Origin of the sequence: Leifsonia sp. ALI-44-B, assembly GCF_001984125.1 — a bacterium.
GTDB lineage: Bacteria > Actinomycetota > Actinomycetes > Actinomycetales > Microbacteriaceae > Okibacterium.
This window is the reverse complement of the sequence record NZ_MTQL01000007.1, coordinates 305,452-327,911: the sequence shown is the minus strand read 5'-3', so window position 1 is coordinate 327,911 and position 22,460 is coordinate 305,452. Positions and strand designations below refer to the sequence as shown.

The following is a 22,460-nucleotide window of genomic DNA, read 5'->3' as shown; positions in this document are numbered from 1 at the left end:
GATCGCCGCGAGCGTCGCACGCCCTGTCAGCTATCTTTGCGGATCCAGCGGAAGGTGACACGCGCCAGCACCATTCCGATGACGGCCCAGACGAGCAGCGCGATGGCGACGCCGACCAGATTCCACTCGCCGCCCTGTTCGGCGGCCTCGAAGGACTCGGGCAGGAACACCGAACGCATGCCCTGCGCCATCCATTTCAGCGGGAAGAGGCTCGCCACGTTCTGCAACCATTCGGGCAGCATCGTGAAGGACAGGTAGACGCCCGAGATGAACTGCAGCACGAGCACCACCGGGATGACGACGGCCGTGGCGCTCTTGCCCGTGCGGGGCACGGCCGACAGCGCGATACCGAGAACGGCCGCCGTCACGATGCCGAGCAGGTACACCCAGGCGAAGGTGAGCCAGCGTAACGGTTCCGTGGGCAGGGCGACGTTGAACAGGAACCGCGCGCACAGCAGCAACAGGATGACCTGCATCATCGACGTCACGAGCACCTGGCCCGCCTTGCCGAGGAAATAGCTGATCACAGGCAACGGCGAGCCGCTCAACCGTTTGAGGGTGCCGTCGCTCTTTTCGGTGGCGATGTCGACCGCGAGGTTCTGAACGCCCGAAAGCAGGATGCCGGCCGCCATCATGCCCGGCAGGTAGAACGCAGCCTGCGAGATGCCGCCCGAGCCATCCGGATTCGTGCCGATGTTGCCCGTGCCGCTGAACGCGACGGAGAAGATGGCCAGCATGACGACGGGGAAGAGGAAGGTGAAGAACACCTGGTCGCCCGCGCGGAAGTACTGCTTGACCTCGTAGCCGATGCGGCGCGCGCCGAGTCGCAGGCCGCGGCCCCGGGCGAGTTTCGGCACCCCCGTGTCGGGCGGAACCGAGGCGACGGCGGCCAAGGCGGCCGTGCGGGCGGGGTCGAGGTCGATGTCCGTCGCTGCGGCAGTGCCGGTGACCGCTCCGGTTTCGAGGCTCATGCGCGTTCTCCTGTCGCCGGTGTGGCGGTGTCGTTCGATGAGTGGGTCGAGGCGCCGATCGCGTGGGCCTCGTTCTGGGTTTCGGTGGCCGCTCGGGCGCGGGCGTCGCTCTCGACCAGGTCGAGGTAGATGTCTTCGAGGCTCGGTCGCACGATCTCGACCTCGGTCGGCTCGCCCAGCTGGGCATAGAGCGCGGCGACTCGTTCGGCCGGCCGCGTGGTGCGCTCCTCGTGCTCGACCCCCGCGGCATCGCGCCACCGCACGGTCGGAACGCGCGCCTCGGCGCCGCCGATCTCGTCCACGGTGCCGATGTCGATCAAGGTTCCGCCGGCGATCACGGCCACGCGGTCGCTCAGGTGTGCGGCCTCGTCGAGGTAGTGGGTGGTGAGCAGGATGCTCGTGCCGTCGGCCTTGAGCCCCTCGATGAGGCTCCAGAACTGACGCCGTGCCTCCGGGTCGAAACCGGTGGTCGGTTCGTCGAGGAAGAGGAGCTGGGGGCGGCCGATGACGCCGAGGGCGACATCCACGCGGCGGCGTTGCCCGCCCGACAGCTGGCCGATGCGCGTCTTCGCCTTCGCCGTGAGGCCCACCGCCTCGATCACCTCGTCGACGTCGCGCGGGCGTGAGTAATACCCGGCAAACTGCGAGACCTGCTCACGAACCGTGACGTTGGCCGCCTCGGCGCTCGACTGCAGGACGATGCCCAGCTGGGCCTTCCAGTCGAGACCGGCGTCGTCGGGGTCGAGCCCCAGGACGCGCGCCTGCCCGCCCGAACGCTTGCGAAAGCCCTCGAGAATCTCGATCGTGGTCGACTTGCCGGCGCCGTTCGGGCCCAACAGGGCGAAGGTTTCACCGCGGCGGATGTCGAACGACACCCCGTTCAGTGCGTGGAACGATCCGTAATGCTTCTGGAGGTCGGTGACCTCGACGACGGTCTCAGATGTGCTCATGGTGCAATGCTCCGCGTTCCGGGCGCCGCGCGACAGAGCCCGAACGGTGGAAAGCCCCATCAACCGATCGGTGGATGGCGGCGCTGGGGCCAGTAAACCTGAGAACCCCCTGTATGGGGGACATTCATCCCAATCCGGTTTCGGGGAGGCCCCCGAAGCTCTCGTGTCGGCCGGGAAATTCCAGCCGACGGAACAACGAATAGGAGTTCACCTGATGAATAGCTTCACGAAGAAGATCGGTACCGCTGGCGCGATCGGCGTCGCAGCATCCGCTCTGGTGGTCGGCGGAATCGTCGCCCCCGCGAACGCGGCTCAGAACGACGAGCCGAGCAACAGCCAGGACAGCTACTCGTTCGACAGCACCAGCACCACGCTGAACGACCTTCTCAACGGCATCCTCGGCGGCAACACCGCTTCGGGGATCGTCGGCAACGACACCGGATTGATCGACGGCGGCCTCATCAACGGCCCCATCGTCGAGACCGGGGACATCGGCTCGGGTAACGAGGCCGGCAACGGCAACGAGGTGGGCTCGGGCAACGAGACCGGCTCGGGTAACGACGTCCAGGCGCCCATCGGCTCCGGCAACGACGTTCCGGTCGGCTCGGGCAACGACGTCGACGCACCCGTCGATGTCCCGATCGAGGCTCCCGTCGACGCCCCCGTCGGTTCGGGCAACGACACGAGCGTGGACGCTCCCGTCGACGCCCCCGTGGGCAACGGCACCGAAACCGGTGTCGAGACCGGCGACGCCAACACCGACACCGACCTCGGCACCTCCGTGTCGAACTCGGTCGACGCCCTCCTCAACGACACCCTCGGTGGGTTGGGACTCGGTCGCTAAAGCGGCCTGAGCGTGCGCGCCCTGTCTGGGCTGCGCGCACCCTCTCGAAGGGGCGGTCCCATGGGGGCCGCCCCTTTCTTCGCGTCCGACGCCACCTCGCCACGTGTCCGCTCGGCTCGGACGGTCGCCCGGCGCCCGACGGTTCGGTCACACCGAACGGTCGCCGCGGCAAATGCAAGCCCTCTCGCCCGTTGGGGTGCACCGGGTAGTGTGCCGACATGAGTGTTCTCGTCTCGCGCCTGGCCGAATGGATTGCTGACCAACGTTGGTATGCGACCAAGGGCAGGCAGCCCCGCATTCGCGTGATCGGAGCCCTCGAGGGGGTCGTGCCAGACGGCCACCCGCACGCCGAGGGGGCCACCGTCGTCAGCTATCTGCTCATCGACGAGGCGCACGAGAAGCCCGTGCTCTACCAGGTGCCCATCGTGCACCGCGATGCGCCGCTCGAGGGTGGCGAGGCCTTCCTCATCGGCGAGGTCGACGGACGTCACCTCTATGACGGCCCGCACGATCCGGCCTATGCCGCCTCTCTGCTGCACCAGATCACGCACGCGCTCGACACCTCGGGCGAGGGTGCGACGGCATCCGGCCACAAGCTTCTCGACCCCGGTGTGCGCGTCGAGTCGCGCGTGTTGCGCGGCGAGCAGTCGAACACGTCGATCATCTACGACGTCGAGGGCGGCCCCGTTCCCCACGTCATCGCCAAGGTCTTCCGCGTTCTCCACCACGGCGAGAATCCGGATGTCACCACGCAGGCTGCCCTCACGAGCGGCGGGTCGCGTCGCGTGCCCACTTCCTTCGGCTCGCTGACGGCCACCTGGCCCGACCCGGGTCGCGAGAGCGGCACCGCCACGGGACACCTCGCGTTCGTGCAGGAGTTCCTGCCGGGTCTCGAGGATGCTTGGCGCGTCGCCCTGCGTGCCGCCGAGGCCGGCGAAGACTTCTCCGAGCAGGCCTTCGAACTCGGGCGCACGGTTGCAGAGGTGCATCAGGTGCTTGCCGAAACCCTCGAGACCGTCGAGGCGGGCCCCAACGAGATCGCGGGCGCGCTCGAGAGTATGCGGCGGCGCGTGCGCATCGCGTCGGCCGAAGCCCCGGCGGTCGCCCCGTTCGGCGAACGCATCCTCGCGCTCTATGACCGCACGGCCGAGGTCGAGTGGCCGCGGCTGCAGCGCATCCACGGCGACCTGCACCTGGGCCAGGCCCTCTACTCGCCCGAGCGCGGGTGGGTTCTCCTCGACTTCGAGGGCGAACCCCTGCGCCCCATGCCCGAGCGTTCGCGCCCGGATGTCACGCTGCGCGACGTCGCCGGCATGCTGCGCTCCTTCGACTATGTGGCGGGTTCTCTCGCCCACAGCGACCCGCCCGTGGATGCATCCGCCTGGGCGTCGACGGCCCGTCGCTCGTTCGTCGACGGCTACATCGCCGCTTCGGGCACGGATGTCCGCGCGCAACGTGCCCTGCTCGACGCGTTCGAGATCGACAAGGCCGTCTACGAGGCAGTCTATGAGGCGCGCAACCGCCCCGACTGGGTGAGCATCCCCACCTCGGCGGTCGAGCGACTCGTCGCGCGATCCGCCCCGCCTGTCGCCGAATAGGGCACGGCGGCGCAGCGGTCAGCTGTTCTGTACAGCTGTTCAGCGGTGACGCCGTTCGGCGGTTGAGTGGTGACGCGAGTCGGCGGTTGAGCGGTGACGCGGGTCAGCGGCGACGCCGCTCAGCGGTGCCGCGTCGTGCTCGGCGGCTCGCCGAAACGTTCGCGATACTGGGCGGCGAACCGCCCGAGGTGCACGAACCCCCAGCTGTGCGCGACCGACGACACGGTCGCCTCGTCATCCCGTTCGAGCGCGCGCAGCTCTTTGCGCACGGCCTCGAGGCGCACCATCCGCAGGTAGCTCAGCGGCGACATGTCGAATGTGCGCCGGAACGCCGCCTGGATGCCGCGCACGCTCAGCCCCGAGGCTTCGGCGATACCCCGGATGTCGACCGCGCCGTGCGCATTGTCCTCGATGTACTGGACCGCCCGTCTGACGGACGCGGGTGCCGCGCCGACATCCGGCCGTCGCGGACTCTCCATCGTGCTGTTCGGGAACGTGCGCAGAAGCGCCAGGATGAGCGTGTGGCGGGCCTCGTCCCGCACGAGCGGGTTCGCCACGAATTCGGGATTACCGAGGACGTCGCGGTTGGCGTGCTGCACGGCCGCCTGCCAGAGGCTGGCGCTCTCGGAATCGACGGGGTTGTTGCCGGTGAACGCGAACCGGGGTCCGGCGCCCAGTAGGCGGGCCACCTCGATGACCTCGTCGGGGGCGATCGTGACGACGCCGAGCTGCAGGTCGTGCCACGTGTTCTCGACCTCGCGGTGCGGGTAGAGCACGGGCGTACGCACGTCAATGTTCTGTTGCCCGGAGCTCAGGCTCCAGCGGCCGCCCAGCAGGTGACCGACGACGAATGCCGGCGTGACATCCATGGTCGCGGTCACGCGAGCCTGGAACGTGAGGCGTTCGATCGTGAAATTATCGTCACCGAGGGCCGTGTGTTCGAACGCGAAGGCGCGGGGGTCGGCCGCCTGGATTCGAAAGCGCGAGTACCGTTTCGTGAGGTGCGCAGACGCCTCGTCGGGACTTGCGGTTTTGAACCGAAAATTGACCACCCTTCGGTCCATTCGGCCAAATTATCCGCTCGCTTCTCGCGGACAAAGCGGGTTATCCGGAAAGCGCAGTCGGCTCCGTCGTGCAGCGTTCGGCGGCATAGCCAGGCACGCCCGGGATGCGCAGAGCCCGGTCCCTGAGGAGTGTGCTGCTCGGTCGGCGCGGGTCGGCGCACACCGCGGCGAAGTCGGTGGTGCGATCGGTGTATTCGAGGCCGATGACACGGGTTCCGTAGACATCCGTGTAGGCCGAGCAGTTCTGGTCGGCCAGGCAGTCTTCGGCGACCGCGAAGTCGAAGCCGATCTCATCCGAACCCGCCCAACCCAGCTCGGGGGTGTTCTTCTGGCCGATGGGCATGCCGAGCGCGTGGGCCTTGGCGGTCAACAGCGCGGCGAAGGCCGAGGCGGCGCCGAGGTCGAAGGCGCCCGCCGACTGCTTGTAGGAATCGAGGTTGTCGAGCTCGACCGCCTGGAACCCGCGCGCGGCGCAGTCGCGCAACTCGCGCGTCTGGATTTCGGCGATGCGCCCGCGCTTGGCAGACGTCGAAATATCGAGGATGTATTCCCCCGGCGCCTCGGGGTCGGCGAGGGGTGCGCCCGAGGCATCCCACAGCAGGAGGTCGCGGTTGTTGCTCAACCAGAAGTCAACGTCGGCGCGTTGCGTCTGGAACGCGTTGACGGCGCACACGTTGTAGAGCCCGCGCTCGGGGAATGCCTTCGCGGTGCGCACGACGAGGTTCACGCCCGGGGCCGGATCGTAGGCGCCACCGACCTGATAGTCGGCGACGGGCGATTCGGGGAACGGCGTGATGCCGGCAGCCAAAGCCTCGTCGGATTCGGCGGCGGGTCGGGAGGCGCTCGGGCTGGGGGTCGATTTGCTACCGCCCGCGGCCAGGGGTTCGGCGCTGGCGCCCGTGCCGGCGGGCTGCCCTACGCCGTCTGTGTCCCCGGCGTCGTCGGCCGGCGCGTCGCCGAGCGGGCTGGTTCCCGCGGCGGCCTGCGCCGTAGCGCTCACGCTCGGGACGTCGCTCGACGTTGCAAGCTGGCTGGCCGACGGCGCGACATGCGTGGTGGCGAACCCGGCGAGGGCGATGGTGGCGACCGCCCCGATGACCAGGGCGGTGCCGAGGCGGGGTGAGAGGGGGCGGCGGATGCGTGACACGTCAGGAAAGTAACAGCCGAAACTGGACCGCGGGAGGCCGCTTCTCTCAGGAAGGGCCAGGGTTATGGATTCGTGATCGCCTTGTCACCATCCGTTCAGTTTCGCGCCGCCGAACATTCCCTCTGCGGGATTCTCGGCGCCGGCAGGCCGGGGTCAGACGCCTGTGCGCATCCACGTGTCGCCGCGCGCCCGCATCCACAATGTGACGCCGCGCGCGCCGAGATAGCCGAACATGAAGGCGGCCGTCAGCGTCGCGAGCCCGGCCGCACCCGAACCGCCCCAGGCGCCGGCCGCGAGAGCGAGCGGCACGAAGACGACCAGGTTGACGAGCCCCGTGAGCGCGAGGTAGCGCGCATCGCCCGCCCCGATGAGCACGCCGTCGAGCACGAACACCACGCCGCCGAGCGGTGCAGCCACACCGGTTATGACGAGGCTGAGCTGGATGAGTTGGGCGAGACGTGGGTCGCCCGTGAACAGCAGCCCGATGGCCCCGCTCAGAAGCGCGACGACGAGCCCCAGCACGACGCCCGAGAGGAGGCCCCACTGCAGGCAGCGTTTCAGGACCTGTTTGACGCCGGCGATGTCGGCCGCGCCGAGCCCTTTGCCGATGAGCGCCTGTGCCGCGATGGCCAGGGCGTCGAGCGCGAACGCCAACGTGGCGAAAATCGTCATGACAACCTGGAAACCGGCCAATTCGTCGGTGCCGAGCGATGTGGCGATGGCGACGGCCAGCAGCATGGCTGCTCGCAGGCTCGCGGTGCGCACGAGCAACCAGCCGCCCGATTTCGCCGACCCGCCGATGCCGCCGAGGTGCGGGCGAACGCGCGCCTGCGTGCGCCGCGCGTGCCGCCCCACCACCACGGCGTAGGCCGCGAACATGCCCCACTGGGCGATCACGGTGCCGACGGCCGAGCCGGCGATACCCCACCCCGCGCCATAGATAAGGAGGAAGTTGAGCAGGATGTTGGCGCCGAAGCCGGCCCCCGCGACGACGAGCGGTGTGGTGGTGTCTTGCAAACCGCGCAGGAGCCCCGTGCCGGCGAAGATGGCGAGCATGGCCGGGATGCCGAGCATCGAGATGGCCAGGTAGGTGTGCGCTTGTTCGGCCACAGCGGGCGACGCGCCGAACAACGACACGACGGATGGTGCGAAAATCAGCCCGGCGACCGTGAGCCCGACTCCGAGCAGCAGCGCCAGCCACACGCCGTCGATGCCCACCGACACGGCGCCCCGCTCGTCTCCGGCGCCCCACCGTCGCGCGGCGGCCGGGGTGGTGGCGTAGGCCAGGAAAACCATGAGGCCGATGATCGTCTGCAGCACGGCGCTGGCGATTCCGAGGCCCGCGAGAGGTTCGACGCCGAGGTGCCCGACCATGGCCGAATCGGCCAGAAGGAAGAGCGGCTCGGCGATGAGCGCCCCGAGCGCAGGAACAGCCAGGCGCACGATCTGGCGATCGACCTTTGGAGGCGCTGGCGGGGTCATGTTCCGACCCTAGCGGCGGCCACCGACGGTGTGGATTCGACCCTGCCGAGCGTCGGTGGAGGCGTCTAGGGTGGAGGGATGACTGACGCTCCGCTCTCCTCCGGCATCGCCCTCGACGAACTCGATCCCGCGGTTCGCCCGCAAGACGACCTGTTCCGGCACGTCAACGGAAAATGGATCGATCGCACCGAGATCCCGGGCGACAAGGCGCGTTGGGGCTCGTTCCATCAGCTCGCCGAGGCCGCCGAGAAGAACGTGCAGCAGATCATCTTCGACGCGCAGAACGCCGCCGAGGGCACCGTCGAGCGCAAGATCGGTGACCTCTACACGAGCTTCATGAACGACGAGGCCATCGAGCAATTGGGCATCGAGCCTGTGCTCGGGCATTTGGCCCAGGCATCCGCGGTCGATTCGGTGCCGGCGCTGCTGCGCACCATCGGCGAGCTGCAACGGCAGGGAATCGGCGGCGTCTTCCAGCCCTTCGTCGACAACGACCCGGGCAACCCAGAGCGCTACCTCGTCTTCCTCGAGCAGGGCGGCATCACGCTGCCCGACGAGAGCTACTTCCGCGACGAGAAGTTCGAGGGCGTGCGCGCGGCCTACCTCGCCCACCTGCAGACCATGTTCGAGCTCGCCGCCGGGGCCGGTGCGCCGGCATCCGACGACGATGCGGCCGAGCGGGCCCAGCGCGTGTTCCAGCTCGAGACCGATATTGCGGCCCTGCACTGGGACAACGTGAAGACGCGGGACAGCCAGGCCACATACAACCTGCGCACCTGGGACGAGTTCGCGTCCGCTGCGGGCGGGTCTGGCGCCGACGCCGACCCCGACGCCCACTCCTCGATCGATCTCGACGTGTGGCGCTCCGCTCTCCTGGGTGAGCACGAGCACGCCTTCGACGAGGTCGTCGTGCGCGAGCCCAGCTTCTTCGAGCAGGTCGGCGGCCTCTTCACCGACGACCGCCTCCCCGCCTGGCGCGATTGGTTGGCGTGGAAGATCGTCCACTCCGCGGCCCCTTACCTGCCGGCCGCCTTCGTCGAGGCCAACTTCGACTTCTACGCCCGCACGCTCACCGGCACGCCCGATATGCGCGACCGATGGAAGCGCGCCGTCTCCCTCGTCGAGGGTGCTCTGGGCGAGGCCGTCGGCCAGGTCTACGTCGCGCGCCACTTCCCGCCGCAGGCCAAAGACAGCATGGATGTCCTGGTCGCCAACCTGGTAGAGGCCTACCGCCAGTCCATCGAGGCCCTCGAGTGGATGAGCGAGGAGACCCGACTCAAGGCACTCGACAAGTTGTCGAAATTCACGCCCAAGATCGGTTTCCCCGTGAAGTGGCGTGACTACTCCGAGCTCGTCATCGACCCTGACGACCTGTTCGGCAATGTGCGCCGTTCGAACCTGTTCGACCTGAACCGCGAGCTCGGCAAGATCGGTCAGCCGCTCGACCGCGACGAGTGGTTCATGACGCCGCAGACGATCAACGCGTACTACAACCCCGGCTTCAACGAGATCGTCTTCCCGGCCGCCATCCTGCAGTACCCGTTCTTCGACGAGACGCGCGATGCGGCCGCCAACTACGGAGCCATCGGCGCCGTCATCGGGCACGAGATCGGTCACGGCTTCGACGACCAGGGTTCGCAGTACGACGGCGACGGCCGCCTCACCAATTGGTGGACGGATGCCGACCGCCAGGCCTTCGAGCAGCGCACGGCGTCGCTCATCGCGCAGTTCGACGCCCTCGCGCCCGCCCAGGTGCCCGACCAGCACGTCAACGGCTCGCTCACCATCGGCGAGAACATCGGCGACCTCGGCGGCCTGGCGATCGCGTGGAAGGCCTACGTCATCTCGCTCGACGGCGCCGAGCCGCCCGTCATCGACGGCCTGACGGGCGCCGAGCGCTTCTTCCTGTCGTGGGCCCAAGCGTGGCAGCAGAAGGGGCGCGATGCCGAGGTCATCCGCCTCTTGTCCATCGACCCGCACTCGCCCAACGAGTTCCGCTGCAACCAAATTGTCAGAAACATCGACGAGTTCTACGCTACTTTTGGCGTCACCGAAAAAGACGCCCTCTGGCTGCCGCCCGAGCAGCGCGTCTCCATCTGGTAGCCGAAAGAGTTTCGTGACGTCAACACCTCCGCCTTCCCCCGGTCGCGCCCGACGGCGGCAGCGGCCGCGAGCTCGGCACCGGTCGGTCGAGCACGCCGAGAGCTTTTCGCGCAGCCTCAAGGCGCTCGATTTCCTGGCGCGCAACGGCGTGCAGGTGTCGGCGCGCATCAGCGACCTCACGACGGGTGAAGAGCTGCTCTCGGTCGACGACTACGTCATCATGCCCACGGCGGGCATCGGCACCACGCTGCTGCTCGTCGATGTCGCCGCCAAACTGAACGACACCGAATTCGCGGCGCTCACCATCCTCGATCGCGAGTCGACCGACTTCGTGTCGCAGAGCGGCATCTGGCAGCACCTGCAAGCGCCCTCGCTGCCGGTGGCCGATGTGGCTGCGCTCATCGGGGCCACGGGGGACAACCTCGCCACCAACGTGCTGCTGCGCAAGGTGGGGCTCGACGCCGTGCGGCTGCGCACGGAAGATCTCGGCCTGCGGCGCATGGCGCTGCTCGACCTAGCGCGCGACAAACGGGGCCCCGACGACGCGCCGCACCTCTCGGTCGGCTCGATGAAAGAGGTCAACTGGCTCTTCGCGTCGCTCGCGCGCGGCACGGTCGTCGACCAGGCCACGAGCCAGCGCGTCGTCTCGTGGCTCAGCCTCGGCCATGACCTCTCACTCGTCGCCTCGGCGTTCGGCCTCGACCCCGGTTCGCACCGCTCGGGCGATCACGGCCTGCGGCTCTTCAACCGCACCGGTGTGGCCCCGGGCCTGCGCGCCGAGGCGGGTGTGCTCACGGGCACCCGGGCCGGCGTCTCCTATGCCGTCGGCGTCACCTTCACCGACGACAGCCTGCAGGCGCGCCTCGCCGTCATCGACGCGCTGCGCACCATCGGCTACGACCTCGTCGAATACGTGCAGGACTAGCGGCTCGGTTCACACCGGTTCACGGCCGTCGGCCGCGCGCTTCGCTTGTCGCGCGAGCACGCCACGCGTTCAGGCCGTGAGCGATTCCTTCACGGCCGCAAGCGTCTCGGGCGCCCGCAGCACTTTGAAGTGCCCGTGCACGGGAACCTGCACGTTGCGTGCCTCCGCGAGCACGCTGCCGTCGGGCACCTGAGCGTCGAACGTGCCGAAGATCGACGTGATGCGCGGGTTCACCGACGCATCCGCCCCGAGCTGCACGATGGTTTCGTCGGCCGGGTCGAAGATGCGCAGGCGCGGGTCGAGCATGTATTTGGCCCGCCGCGAGCCGGCGAAGGGCGTCGCGATGGCCGTCAGTTTCTCGATCCCCAACTCGGCGCCGTGCGCACGCAGCAGGTATTTGCCGATCAGGCCGCCTTTGCTGTGCGCCAGAATGGCCCGCCCGCCCGACGGCACGGGCAGTGCGCGCAGGGCCCGCGTCAGCCGCGTGGCCGTCTCGGCGATGGGCAGCAGGTTGTAGCCGAGCCCGCCGACGGCCGCGATGCGATAGCCGTCGTCGTTGAGGGCATCGGCGATGACGCGCAAGAAGTTCCACGTCTCATAGACTCCCGGCAGCAGCAGCACGGTCGGCTTCGACGGGTCGCCGTGCCGATACCGCTCCGGCGGTTCCGGATGCAGCGCCGCCTCCGCGTGCAGGCGTGCCGACTCGATGAAGTCCGCCGTCGTCCACACGGCCTCCTGAACCAGCGACGGCCTCGCCCGCTGAATCGCGTTCGTGTTCGTGTCGGTGTCCGTGTCCGCGCCTACGCGGCCGGACGCCTGCTCGCCCGCGTGCGCCGGGCCACCTCGGCCGCCGAGTGGTCCGAATTCGTGTTCGCTCACCGCATCCTCGTCGCTCATCGGTGACTCCCCGCCCGCACGTGCTTCAGGATCAACTCGCCCACGCGGCGATACCCCGTGATCATGGTCTCGTGCCCTCGCCCCGGCACCTCGGCCAGATGCGCGTGCGGCATGATCGTCGCCACGCGCACGGCCCAGTCGTGCGGGCACACCGGGTCCTTTTCGCCGCGAATCACGAGCGTGCGTGCCTGCACCCGCGGCAGGGTCGCCTCCACCCGGTGGTTCATCATGCTGCCGAGTTTCTCGATGTACCACCGCGGCCCGGCCTTCAGGTAATACCATGCCCCCAGCCACAGAACGCGCGGATGTGTCGTCGACAGGTCCTGCACCAACCGCAGTGCCTGCTTCGGCACGGTGCGTTCGGCCGGGTTCACGGTCGGCGCGATCAATACGACCGTGTCGAAAAGTTCGGGATGTCGCGCCGCCGCCTCGGCCACGATCTGCGTGCCCATCGAATGCCCGACGAGCACGGGCCGCTCGATGCGCCACCGCTCGACCAGCTCGGCGAGCAGCTCGCCCGAGGCCACCATGTCGAGCGGCCGGGCGGGTTCGGGGGCATCGCCGAACCCCGGCAGGTCGAGCGCAAACACGCGCCCCACCTTCTCCAAAATCTGCGACAGCCCCGACCAGTAGCGGTGCCCCATGCCGATGCCGTGCACGAGCACGAAACTCGGCCCCGTGTGCAGTCCCGATTCGGTCACGAGCGTCACGCGCTGTTCCGAATGAAACTCACGCGTCGAGCTCGTCCTGTGCGGCTCGGCAATCGGCCGCCGTCGTTTCATCCGGTCGAGCACGCTCAATCGATCGCTCCCGCGGCGGCGAGCAACCGCAGCACTTCACGTCCGGCGGGCGGGCAGCGGTCGGCATCTCGTGTGTCGCACCAGTGCAGGGCGCTGACCTCGCTCGAGGGATCCGGCTGCTCGCTCGTGTCGGTGCCGAAAACCGTCATGCGCACCATCCGCCCCTCGGCCTGCCCGTGGGCCAAGGTCTCGACGACGAACAACTCGGTCAGATCGGATGCCTCGAGCGCCAGTCGCACCTCTTCGAATGCTTCGCGCGCCGCCGCCTCGGCCGGTGTCTCACCCGCATCGACCTTGCCGCCGGGCATGTAGTGCACGTCCCGCCCCCGCGCCGTCACCATGAGCACGCGCCGGTCGCGGACCAGCGCAATCGCGGCCACATCGAGCGGTGGCGGGGGCGTCGAAGTCACCCCTCCAGACTATCCGCGGGTCGTCTGCCCGCGTTCGCCCTGCTCGGAACGACGTCGGGCGATCAGCATGCCCGCGGTTCCCGCGCCCAGCAGGAGCAGTGACAGCGTGGGAAGGGCCGCCGACTCAGCACCTGTTTCGGGAAGGGTCGCGCCGGACGGAGTGGATGACGTCACATACAGGTCGCGGTACTCGACACCCCAATCGAAGCCGAGGTAAGGGAAGTAGGGGCTGGATGCCGGGGCATCCAGCATCTGGCGAGCCTTGAAGGAGTACGCGCCGGGCTCGAGCTGCAGGGTGGTGGCCCACGTTCCGTCAGAGCCGACGACCGTTTCGTGAACGATCTCGGGCGCGTAGTCCCCGTCGAGGTCCGCATCCCGGATGCCGGCGAACGGATAGCCCAACACCACGACGCGAGCTCCCACCACTCCCGTGCCGGTGAATGGTACGTCGATCAGCGAACCCGGTCCGGTAACGGTCTGGCCGGCAGCGGGCGACGACAAGCCGACCATCTCCATCGTCGGCGGCGTCAGGTTGAAGGAGGTCTGCACCGAAGAAATCAGGTCGCCTTCGAAGCTTGATGTGACGGTGACAGTTTGCTTGGTGTAGGCGTCTTGCGGGTAGGTGAGAGTGAGGTAGAAAGTGCCGGTCGTATCGGAATAGTCGAACGCGATCAGATTGCCGGCCGGGTCCAAGGCGCGGATCTCGGTGAGCGGCGCAGCTTCACCGACGATGAAGAAGCGTTCCCGGGTCTCGTACCGCTCCGGGTCGTCGATGCTCCGCAGGGTGATCTGCGTTTCATCGGGGTTGGGCGGGTCGGTCGGGTCCGGTGCGGGAACGACCTCCGGCACGGGTGCGGGCGCGGGGCCGGCGTCCGCGCGAGCCGCAGGCGCTACGGTCGCGGAGGAGGATGACTCGCGGGGAACGTTTTCGACGTCTCCCGAACCGTCCGCCGGGACGTCGGTGGGGACGGGCGCGTCCGGAGTCACCGTCGGCACGGGCGATGCCGGTGCGACAGGGGTAATCGGCGAAATCGGCGTGGTCGGCGCGACCGGCTCGTCGGTCGACGGAGCATCCGGGCCGGCGGTTCCCGCGTCGGGAGTACCGGCGGCTGGCGCATCCGTTGCTGCAGGCGTAGCGACCGGCGAAGTGGCCCCCCATGCCGGCGCCGCGAGCGTCAGAGCGCTCCCCGCGACAAGAAGAAACGCCGCGCCGGTGGCGAAGGTGGTGCGTGTGAAAGGCGTCATCGCCTGGTCCCCGATTCTGACGCCTGCTGCGCCCCCAAAAAAGCTTGCTCGGCGCAGAGGCCCCGAACGAGTTATGTCTACCATTCGCCCGTTCCTTTTTAACGGGCTGAACCTGGCCGGATTGCCTTTCGTTATCGATCTGTTGCTGGCATGGATTTGCGGGGCGGGCGTCCGCCGCGGCGGCTGCCCCCAAAACGCCTTCCGTTAGGATGGTTCGCAACCAGGCAGCCAGCCTGGGTTCTGTTTTTATTGGGAGTATCGTGGCCGCACCGACCCGTCTTGATTCCGTCATCGCCCTGGCCCGCCACCGCGGGTTCGTCTTCCAGGCGGGTGAAATCTACGGGGGTTCTCGCTCCGCCTGGGACTACGGTCCCTTGGGCGTCGAGCTCAAAGAGAACATCAAGCGCCAGTGGTGGAAGACCATGGTGCAGTCGCGCGACGACGTGGTCGGGCTCGACTCGAGCGTCATCCTGCCGAAGCAGGTGTGGGAGGCATCCGGTCACGTCGAGGTGTTCACCGACCCGCTCGTCGAGTCCACGATCACGCACAAGCGTTACCGCGCCGACCACCTGTGGGAGGCCTTCGAGGCGAAGCACGGCCGCGAGCCGTCGAGCTGGGACGAAGTTCCAGACCCCGACACCGGAAACCGCGGCAACTGGACCGAGCCGCGCGCATTCTCGGGCCTGCTGAAGACCAACCTGGGCCCCGTCGACGACGAGAGCGGCCTGCACTACCTGCGCCCCGAGACCGCGCAGGGCATCTTCGTGAACTTCGCCAACGTGCTGCAGGCCGCGCGCATCAAGCCCCCGTTCGGTATCGGCCAGATCGGCAAGTCGTTCCGCAACGAGATCACGCCCGGAAACTTCATCTTCCGCACGCGCGAGTTCGAGCAGATGGAGATGGAATTCTTCGTCGAGCCCGGCACCGACGAGACCTGGCACCAGTACTGGATCGACGAGCGCCTGCGCTGGTACACCGACCTCGGCATCAACCCCGACAACCTGCGCCTCTACGAGCACGCACAGGAGAAGCTGTCGCACTACTCCAAGCGCACCGTCGACATCGAATACCGTTTCGGTTTCACGGGCGGCGAGTTCGGTGAGCTCGAGGGTGTGGCCAACCGCACCGACTACGACCTGACGACGCACTCGAAGGCATCCGGCAAGGATCTTTCGTACTTCGACCAGGCCAAGAACGAGCGCTGGACCCCGTATGTCATCGAGCCCGCGGCCGGCCTGACCCGCTCGTTGATGGCGTTCCTCGTCGACGCCTATCACGAAGAAGAGGTGCCCAACGCGAAGGGCGGCACCGACAAGCGCACCGTGCTGAAGCTCGACCCCCGCCTCGCGCCCATCAAGGCCGCCGTGCTGCCGCTGTCACGCAACGAGGCCCTGTCGCCTCTCGCGCGCCAGGTGGCCAAGACGCTGCGTGAGCAGTGGAACGTCGACTTCGATGACGCGGGTGCCATCGGCCGTCGCTACCGTCGCCAGGATGAGATCGGCACTCCGTTCTGCATCACGGTCGACTTCGATTCGCTCGAGGACAACGCCGTGACCGTGCGCGACCGCGACACCATGCAGCAGGAGCGCGTCTCCATCGACGAGCTCTACCTCTACCTCGCCGAGCGGCTGCGCGGCGCCTAACCCGCAGCCGCCCCGCGCACATCGCGCAACGCACGTCGCGCAGAGCGGCCAGGCCATGTGTCATGTGATTGACACGGTTCGGGCCGCGCTGCCAGCATGAGAACGCCCACGTCTAGAAGGAGCCCCATGTCGGACAACAACTCGAACAACGACCCCTCGCCCTACGGCGACCAGAACGCGCACAACTCCGGTCAGCAGCCGGGTGGCTCCGACCAGGGTCAGGGCTACGGCCAGCAGCCCTCCTACGACCAGCAGCAGTACGGCCAGCAGCCCTCTTACGACCAGCAGCAGCCCTATGGTCAGCAGCCGGTTTACGGTCAGCAGGGTTCCGACCAGCCCTACGGTCAGCAGCCCGCCTACGGCCAGCAGCAGTACGACGCGCAGCAGTACGGCGGCTACGGTCAGCAGCCCCAGAAGTACAACGTGCTGTCGATCATCTCGCTCGTGGGCGCGATCATCGGTTTCAACGTGATCGCCGTCATCCTCGGCTTCATCGCCCTCTCGCAGATCAAAAAGACGGGCGAGCAGGGTCGCGGCTTGGCCATCGCGGGCATCGTGATTGGTTTCATCTACCTCGCGCTCATCATCTTGATCACCATTTTTGTGATCATCGTCAGCATCGCGGCGGCCTCGTCGGGCGACTACTCGTCCTCCTACTAACGCTTGACACGGAACGCCCCGCCGACTCGAACGGCGGGGCGTTCCGCGTTAACGATGCGAGCGTCGGAGAGATCGCCGGGCGAGCGAAGAAGCCGAACCAGCGACGAAGAAGTCCTGACGAAGCCCGAGCTGCGGGAGCGCCGGAGCCGCGAGCGGCCAGTCGGGAAGCGGCGCGCCGGTCGGGCTAGGCCGTGGCTTCGCCGCGAGCAGCGTCGTCGGCGACCGCGCGGTCTTCGGCGGCCGAGGCCAGGCCGTCGACCGAGATGCCGAACAGCGTCTCGATGGCGTCGCGGTATTTCTGCGCTTCACCGGCGCGCGCGAAGTCCTTGGCGCGCGTGGTGGGCGTGTGCAGCAGGACGCCCGTGAGATGGCGCAAGGCGCGGGCGGTCTCGCCGTCGTCGCCGCGACCCGCCGCGCGCTGGATCTCGTCCTCGAGCAGGTCGAAGACGTGGCTGCGCAGGGCGACGACCGCGTCGGACACGCTCTGTTCATCGGTCACATCGGAGAACTTGCGGGCCGCACGCGACACGATCTTGCGCGCCTCGTCGGTGGCCTGCAGCTCTTCGAGGGGCGCGTGGATGCGGATGGTCTCGAGGTCGAGCAGTTCGACGCCGCGCACGGTTTGCACATCGGGGTCGACGTTGCGGGGCAGGCCCATGTCGATGACCAGCTGCGCGCGCGCATCGTGGTCGACCGGGCAGCCGTTGGCGGCTTCGAGGGTCGCGCCGTCGAGTCCCGTTCCCGCGATCAGGCCGGCCGTGGCAGCGGAGTGGGCAGCAGCGGGGGCTGCGGCGACGGCGCCGATCGGGGTGACGGTGGCTGCGGCATCCGCGCCCGCCGAGTGTGCCTCGAGGCGGCCGCGCTGCAAAAGCTCGGCGTCGATGACGTGCCCGTTGGCCGTGGTGCAGGTGACGATGACGTCGACGGATGCTGCGAGCCGCGCGAAGTCGGTCGACGACACGTTGTCCATATCGTGCTTGGTGGCGAAGCGCGCTCCGCGGCCCGAGGGGGAGTAGACGCTCACGTCGGTGACGCCGCGGTCGCGCAGGGCGGCGAGGCTGGCGCCCGCATAGGCGCCCGTGCCGACGAGGAGGACCTTGGTGGTCGACCAGTCGCTGATGCGGCTCTCGGCCAGGTCGAGCGCGAGGCGCACGATGGAGCGCCCGGCGCGGCCGAGCGGGGTGCGGTTCTTGATGCCGCGGGACGTCTGAGAGGCGCGCTGGAACAAACGCTCGAGGTCGCTCGACGTGGTGCCCTCTTCGCGAGCACGCTCGAGCGAGCGGCGCACCTGGCCGGCGATCTCGCCCTCGCCCACGACGACGGATTCGAGCCCGGCGGCGACGGCGAACAGGTGCTCGGCGGCGTCTTGACCCGAGTGAACCTCGAGGCTCTGGCGCAGAATGGCGGCGTCGATGCCACTCGCGGCCGCGACGGCGTCTGCGGTGGCCTCGAGGGCGACGGCCTGGGCGCTCGTGAGCGGCTCGTCGAAGTCGATGTAGGCCTCGAAGCGGTTGCAGGTGGCGACGACCACGGCGCCCGAGACGCATTCGGTGTGTTCGGTGATGCGGCGCGCGACCGAGTCGGTGCGTACGCTCAAGGCCTCGAGGAGGTCGAAGCTGGCGTTTTTGTGACTCGCCGTCAAACACATGAGCACCCGATTATTCTACGCGCTCGCCGCTGTGCTCGGGGCCGCACGGTTTCGCCCTGCACGAACGTGCGGGTCACGGCAGGGTTCCGGGGCCCGCCGAGCACGCGGGGTTTGAGAGAATGGGGGAGTGAAACTCTCCCCGCAGCATCCGCTCGCCTCTGGCCGCACCACCGATTCGCGTCTCGTGCGCACCTACCAGGGCGTTCGGCAGGCGGTCACGCCCGTGTGGTTCATGCGTCAGGCGGGCCGCTCGCTGCCCGAGTACCGCGATCTGCGCATCGGCACGGCCATGCTCGACGCGTGCCTCAAACCCGAGATGGCCTCGGAGATCACGCTGCAGCCCATCCGCCGGCACGGGGTCGACGCGGGCATCTTCTTCAGCGATATCGTCGTGCCGCTCAAGCAGGTCGGTGTCGATGTCGACATCGTGCCGGGCAAGGGGCCCGTGCTTGGCAAGGCCGTTCGCACGGCGGCGGATGTCGACGAGCTCATCTCCCTCGACCCCGCCGTCCTCGACGAAACGCTCGCCCCCGTGCGCGAGGCCGTCGCCATGACGGTCGCCGAGCTGGGCGAGAAGCACGGCGACACGCCGTTGATCGGTTTCGCGGGGGCCCCCTTCACGCTGGCGGCCTATCTCGTCGAGGGCGGTCCGTCGAAAGACCACATCCGCGCGCGCACGCTCATGCACGCCGATCCCGAGTCGTGGGCCAAGCTCATGGCCTGGTCGGCCGAGGTCACGGGGCGTTTCCTGCGGGCCCAGGTGCTCGCCGGTGCCTCCGCCGCACAGCTGTTCGACTCGTGGGCGGGCGCGCTGTCGCTCGACGACTACGTGCGGCACGTGGCACCGGCTTCGTCGAAGGCCCTCGAACATGTCCGCGACCTCAACTACGACGTGACGACATCCGAGTTGGATGCCGAGGGCGCGGCTCAGGAGACCACGCACGCCCGCAACGTTCCCATCGTGCACTTCGGCGTGGGCACGGGTGAGCTGCTGAAGGCCATGCACGACATCGGCGCCGACGTGGTGGGCGTCGACTACCGTGTGCCGCTCGACGAGGCGTCGCGCCGGCTCGGGGGTGTCGTCACGCTCCAGGGCAACGTCGACCCCGCCATCCTGTCGGCGCCGTGGCCCGTGCTCGAGGCTCATGTCGTCGACGTGCTCGAGCGCGGCAAGGTTGCGCCGGCCCATGTGCTGAACCTCGGCCACGGCGTGCCGCCCGAGACCGACCCGACCGTGCTCACGCGTCTCGTCGAATTCGTGCACGACTACCGCTAATGAGCGAGCGTCACGTTCCCGAGCGCCATGTCTCCGAGCTGCATGCGGTCGTCGTAGGCGGCGGGGTCGCGGGTCTCGTAGCCGCGCGCGAGATCGCCAAGATCGGCGTGCGCGTCACCATCCTCGAGGCCACGGATGCCGCGGGCGGCGCCCTCGCGCAGGTGCAGGTCGCGGGCCTCACCGTCGACAGCGGCGCCGAGAGCTATGCCACGCGCGGCGGTCACGTGGCGACCCTCGTGCGCGACCTCGGACTCCACGACGAGATCGTGAAACCCAACCCCCAGGGTGCGTGGTTGCGCCTGCCCGATGCGGCCGGCGGCGAGCTGACCATCCCCATGCCCAAGGGCGGCGTGCTCGGCATCCCCTCTAATCCTTTTGCCGACGATGTGCGCCGGGCGCTCGGCTGGGGCGGCGCCTGGCGGGCCTACCTCGACCGCGTCATGCCCGTGCTGGCGATCGGCCGCGTGCACAACCTTGGCCGGCTCGTCGAGAAGCGCATGGGCCGCAAGGTGCTCGAGCGCCTCGTGTGGCCCGTCGCCGGCGGCGTCTACTCGGCCAGCCCCTACGACCTCGAGGTCGACCTCGCGGCGCCCGGCCTCAACAAGGCACTGACGCGGGCCGGCTCCCTCTCGGGCGCCATCGCACTTCTGCGCGGTGACGCCAAACCCGGTTCGGCAGTCTCGGGTCTGCGCGGCGGCATGTACCGCCTCGTCGAGGCGCTCGTAGAGAGTGTCGAAACCTTGGGTGGCGAGTTGCGCACGGGCGCGCGTGTAGCCACGATCGAGTCGTTGCGGGCTGACGAAGCCGCGCAGTCCGAGACATCGTCTCCCTCGTCGGCCGCGCTCTCGGGTCCGGGCGATACCGCGCGCTCTGCCGAAGCCGATCGCCTTGCCCACGCTGACGCCACCTCTCTCGCGGCTCCCCGCTGGCGCACGGTCCTCGCCGACGGCGAAACCCTCGACAGCGACTTCCTCGTCCTCGCGGCGCCCGAGAGCGTCACGCGCGCCCTGCTATCCGAGCTGCCGGGTTCCGAGCCGCTCCGCGATGCGCTCGACCAGGTTCCGGATGGCCCAGCCCCCATCGAGCTGGTAACCCTCGTGCTCGACGCCCCCGCGCTCGACACCTACCCGCGCGGCACCGGAATCCTGGTCGCCCCGGGCTCCTCGGTGCGCGCCAAGGCCATGACGCACTCCGACGCCAAGTGGTCGTGGCTGGCCGAACGCGCCGCCGAGGACGGCCCGCACCGCCACGTCATCCGCCTCTCTTACGGGCGGCAGGGCGACACGGATTCGACGGCAGCTTTGAGCGACGACGAACTGGTCGCGCAGGCGCTCGCCGACGCATCCACGCTCTTCGGCACCCCGCTCACGGCCGAGCAGGTCGTCGACGCGGCGCGAACGCCCTGGCGCGGCACGGTTCCCGTCGCGACGATCGGTCACCGCCAGGCCGTCGAGCGGGTGCGCGAGGCCGTCGAACTCTTTGAGGGACTCGAGGTGGCGGGCGCCTGGCTGAGCGGAACGGGGCTGGCGTCGGTGGTTCCGGATGCCGCGGCCGCCGCATCCCGAGTGCGACACGCTGTCGTCGCCGAAACCTCTATGCCCTGAGACGAATACGCGCGCAACCCCTGGGCGGCGACAGTCGCAACAGGGCTACGCTGGGGTAATTGACCGCAACCTGAACGGAGTCCCATGAAAGGCAAAGTACTTTTCGTCGCCGGACTGGCCACTGGTTACGTGCTCGGCACGCGAGCCGGCCGAGAGCGTTACCGCCAGATCCAGACGAGCTGGGCGAAGGTGTGGAACGCCAAGCCCGTGCAGAAGCAGGTCGGCAAGGTCGAAGACTTCGCCAAGGCCCGCGCGAGCGAGGTTCCCGGTGTGCTGTTGAGCGGCGCCAAGAAGGTCGTCAACGTCGTCACTAGCGACCAGTCGAAAGAGCAGAAGGTCGAGAGCGCCAAGAAGGCTGCCGTCGACACCGCGAGCGAAATCGGCAAGTCGGTGAAGGCGGGAACGAAGCGCTCCGCGTCGGCCACCGCCGCTGCGTCCGCCGACACCTCGGCAGACTCCTCCGACAAGACCGAGTAAGGACGATTCGCCGTGAAACCCGACTCCAAAGAAGAGGCGCGCAAGTCGCTCTTCACCCTCATCGGTGAGCTGCCCGAGCTCGTCACCAACCTGATCAAGGCCGAGATCGAGCAGCTCAAGCAGCAGCTCACGCACAAGGTCAAGTTCGCCGGCATCGGCATCGGGCTCTTCGTCGCGGCGGCCGTCCTCCTGTTCTTCGCGGTGGGCGTGCTCATCGCCGCGGCCATCCTCGGCCTCGCCGTCGTGCTGCCGCCGTGGCTCGCAGCCCTCATCGTCTTCGCCTTCTTCGTGATCGTGGCGGCGGTGCTGGCCTTCCTGGGCCTCAGATTCTTCAAGAAGATGGGGCAGGAGCCCAGCACGGGCGAGAGCCTGAAGAAAGACGTCGACGCAGTGAAGGGGTTGGGCGAATATGGCGAACACTGAATCCGGCGTTCCGAAGCCTGAGCAGGCGCGCGCCGATCTCGCAGCCGCCCTCAACGCGATCGAAGAGAAGCTCAACGTCCCGAAGCAGATCGACCGAGCCGCCGAGCGCGCCAAGCGCCGCGTCGTCGAGGTCAGCCGCACCAAGCCCGTCGCCCTCGGCGTGGGCGTGGCGGGCACCGCTGCTCTCGTCGGCCTGGGCGTCTTCTCCATCGTGCGTTCGATCGTGAAGCACTGACCACGACGACCGCCTGACACCACCGCCGACGACGGCCCGCACCTCTCCGAGGGCGGGC

At 68.5% G+C, this 22,460-nt stretch carries 21 protein-coding genes; 11 read left to right on the top strand and 10 right to left on the bottom strand.

Features of this window, described 5'->3' with window-relative positions; all coding sequences use genetic code 11:
* Positions 1-26: 26 nt before the first annotated feature.
* Together ALI44B_RS08575 and ALI44B_RS08570 are read right to left on the bottom strand one after the other, a co-directional pair.
* Positions 27-971 (bottom strand): ABC transporter permease, encoded by a 945-nt coding sequence (locus tag ALI44B_RS08575; RefSeq protein WP_077054312.1) that lies wholly within the window; start codon positions 969-971, stop codon positions 27-29.
* Positions 968-1,921, bottom strand: a complete 954-nt coding sequence (locus ALI44B_RS08570; RefSeq protein WP_077054311.1) for an ABC transporter ATP-binding protein — start codon at positions 1,919-1,921, stop codon at positions 968-970. The genes ALI44B_RS08575 and ALI44B_RS08570 overlap by 4 nt, the downstream gene beginning before the upstream one ends.
* A 214-nt stretch (positions 1,922-2,135) precedes the next feature.
* Here ALI44B_RS08570 and ALI44B_RS08565 point away from each other — a divergent pair, with 214 nt between their 5' ends.
* Both ALI44B_RS08565 and ALI44B_RS08560 read left to right on the top strand, forming a co-directional pair.
* Positions 2,136-2,765, top strand: a complete 630-nt coding sequence (locus ALI44B_RS08565; RefSeq protein ID WP_077054310.1) for a hypothetical protein — start codon at positions 2,136-2,138, stop codon at positions 2,763-2,765.
* Positions 2,766-2,983: 218 nt separating this feature from the next.
* Positions 2,984-4,363, top strand: coding sequence for a maltokinase N-terminal cap-like domain-containing protein (locus ALI44B_RS08560; RefSeq protein WP_077054309.1), 1,380 nt, complete (start codon positions 2,984-2,986; stop codon positions 4,361-4,363).
* Between the two features lie 119 nt (positions 4,364-4,482).
* Here ALI44B_RS08560 and ALI44B_RS08555 read toward each other — a convergent pair whose 3' ends face one another.
* The 3 genes from ALI44B_RS08555 to ALI44B_RS08545 form a co-directional block, all read right to left on the bottom strand.
* Positions 4,483-5,427, bottom strand: a complete 945-nt coding sequence (locus ALI44B_RS08555; protein WP_083709769.1) for an AraC family transcriptional regulator — start codon at positions 5,425-5,427, stop codon at positions 4,483-4,485.
* Between the two features lie 40 nt (positions 5,428-5,467).
* Positions 5,468-6,574, bottom strand: a complete 1,107-nt coding sequence (locus tag ALI44B_RS08550; protein WP_202969373.1) for an endo alpha-1,4 polygalactosaminidase — start codon at positions 6,572-6,574, stop codon at positions 5,468-5,470.
* A 153-nt stretch (positions 6,575-6,727) separates the two neighbouring features.
* A complete protein-coding gene (locus ALI44B_RS08545) occupies positions 6,728-8,056 on the bottom strand; it encodes an MATE family efflux transporter (RefSeq protein ID WP_077054307.1) in 1,329 nt (442 codons plus the stop codon).
* 78 nt (positions 8,057-8,134) lie between these two features.
* Between ALI44B_RS08545 and ALI44B_RS08540 the strand changes: the two genes are divergently transcribed.
* Together ALI44B_RS08540 and ALI44B_RS08535 are read left to right on the top strand one after the other, a co-directional pair.
* Positions 8,135-10,159 carry a M13 family metallopeptidase gene (locus tag ALI44B_RS08540; RefSeq protein WP_077054306.1) on the top strand — a complete coding sequence of 675 codons (2,025 nt, stop codon included), beginning with the start codon at positions 8,135-8,137 and terminating at the stop codon, positions 10,157-10,159.
* Positions 10,160-10,172: 13 nt separating this feature from the next.
* Entirely contained in the window at positions 10,173-11,084 is a 912-nt protein-coding gene (locus tag ALI44B_RS08535) for a serine hydrolase (RefSeq protein ID WP_077054305.1), read from the top strand.
* Between the two features lie 69 nt (positions 11,085-11,153).
* Here ALI44B_RS08535 and ALI44B_RS08530 read toward each other — a convergent pair whose 3' ends face one another.
* The 4 genes from ALI44B_RS08530 to ALI44B_RS08515 are packed head-to-tail and all read right to left on the bottom strand — an operon-like array spanning position 11,154 to position 14,436.
* The gene (locus ALI44B_RS08530; protein WP_143459139.1) at positions 11,154-11,981 is read right to left on the bottom strand and encodes an esterase/lipase family protein; all 828 of its coding nucleotides are present in this window, start codon (positions 11,979-11,981) and stop codon (positions 11,154-11,156) included.
* Positions 11,978-12,775 (bottom strand): alpha/beta fold hydrolase, encoded by a 798-nt coding sequence (locus ALI44B_RS08525; protein ID WP_083709768.1) that lies wholly within the window; start codon positions 12,773-12,775, stop codon positions 11,978-11,980. Before ALI44B_RS08525 ends, ALI44B_RS08530 begins: the two co-directional genes overlap by 4 nt.
* A gap of 2 nt (positions 12,776-12,777) precedes the next feature.
* A complete protein-coding gene (locus tag ALI44B_RS08520; RefSeq protein WP_077054304.1) occupies positions 12,778-13,191 on the bottom strand; it encodes an NUDIX domain-containing protein in 414 nt (137 codons plus the stop codon).
* Between the two features lie 9 nt (positions 13,192-13,200).
* On the bottom strand, positions 13,201-14,436 hold the full coding sequence (locus ALI44B_RS08515) for an LPXTG cell wall anchor domain-containing protein (RefSeq protein WP_143459134.1): 1,236 nt from the start codon (positions 14,434-14,436) through the stop codon (positions 13,201-13,203).
* 260 nt (positions 14,437-14,696) lie between these two features.
* On the opposite strand from ALI44B_RS08515, the gene ALI44B_RS08510 reads away from it, so the two are divergent.
* Positions 14,697-16,079, top strand: coding sequence for a glycine--tRNA ligase (locus ALI44B_RS08510; protein ID WP_077054302.1), 1,383 nt, complete (start codon positions 14,697-14,699; stop codon positions 16,077-16,079).
* 126 nt (positions 16,080-16,205) lie between these two features.
* Positions 16,206-16,739, top strand: a complete 534-nt coding sequence (locus ALI44B_RS16515) for a DUF4190 domain-containing protein (protein WP_077054301.1) — start codon at positions 16,206-16,208, stop codon at positions 16,737-16,739.
* Between the two features lie 184 nt (positions 16,740-16,923).
* Here the strand turns inward: ALI44B_RS16515 and ALI44B_RS08500 are convergent, their stop codons facing one another.
* Positions 16,924-18,387, bottom strand: coding sequence for a glutamyl-tRNA reductase (locus tag ALI44B_RS08500; protein ID WP_496507435.1), 1,464 nt, complete (start codon positions 18,385-18,387; stop codon positions 16,924-16,926).
* Positions 18,388-18,514: 127 nt separating this feature from the next.
* On the opposite strand from ALI44B_RS08500, the gene hemE reads away from it, so the two are divergent.
* The 5 genes from hemE to ALI44B_RS08475 all read left to right on the top strand — a co-directional run bounded on the left by hemE (position 18,515) and on the right by ALI44B_RS08475 (position 22,402).
* Positions 18,515-19,663: a uroporphyrinogen decarboxylase gene (gene hemE / locus ALI44B_RS08495; RefSeq protein ID WP_077054299.1), complete on the top strand. Its 1,149-nt coding sequence runs from the start codon at positions 18,515-18,517 to the stop codon at positions 19,661-19,663.
* Positions 19,663-21,267 (top strand): protoporphyrinogen/coproporphyrinogen oxidase, encoded by a 1,605-nt coding sequence (locus tag ALI44B_RS08490; protein ID WP_077054298.1) that lies wholly within the window; start codon positions 19,663-19,665, stop codon positions 21,265-21,267. The genes hemE and ALI44B_RS08490 overlap by 1 nt, the downstream gene beginning before the upstream one ends.
* An 84-nt stretch (positions 21,268-21,351) precedes the next feature.
* Positions 21,352-21,744 (top strand): hypothetical protein, encoded by a 393-nt coding sequence (locus ALI44B_RS08485; protein ID WP_077054297.1) that lies wholly within the window; start codon positions 21,352-21,354, stop codon positions 21,742-21,744.
* A 12-nt stretch (positions 21,745-21,756) separates the two neighbouring features.
* On the top strand, positions 21,757-22,167 hold the full coding sequence (locus tag ALI44B_RS08480; RefSeq protein ID WP_077054296.1) for a phage holin family protein: 411 nt from the start codon (positions 21,757-21,759) through the stop codon (positions 22,165-22,167).
* Positions 22,154-22,402 carry a DUF3618 domain-containing protein gene (locus tag ALI44B_RS08475; protein ID WP_077054295.1) on the top strand — a complete coding sequence of 83 codons (249 nt, stop codon included), beginning with the start codon at positions 22,154-22,156 and terminating at the stop codon, positions 22,400-22,402. The genes ALI44B_RS08480 and ALI44B_RS08475 overlap by 14 nt, the downstream gene beginning before the upstream one ends.
* The last annotated feature ends 58 nt before the right edge of the window (positions 22,403-22,460 follow it).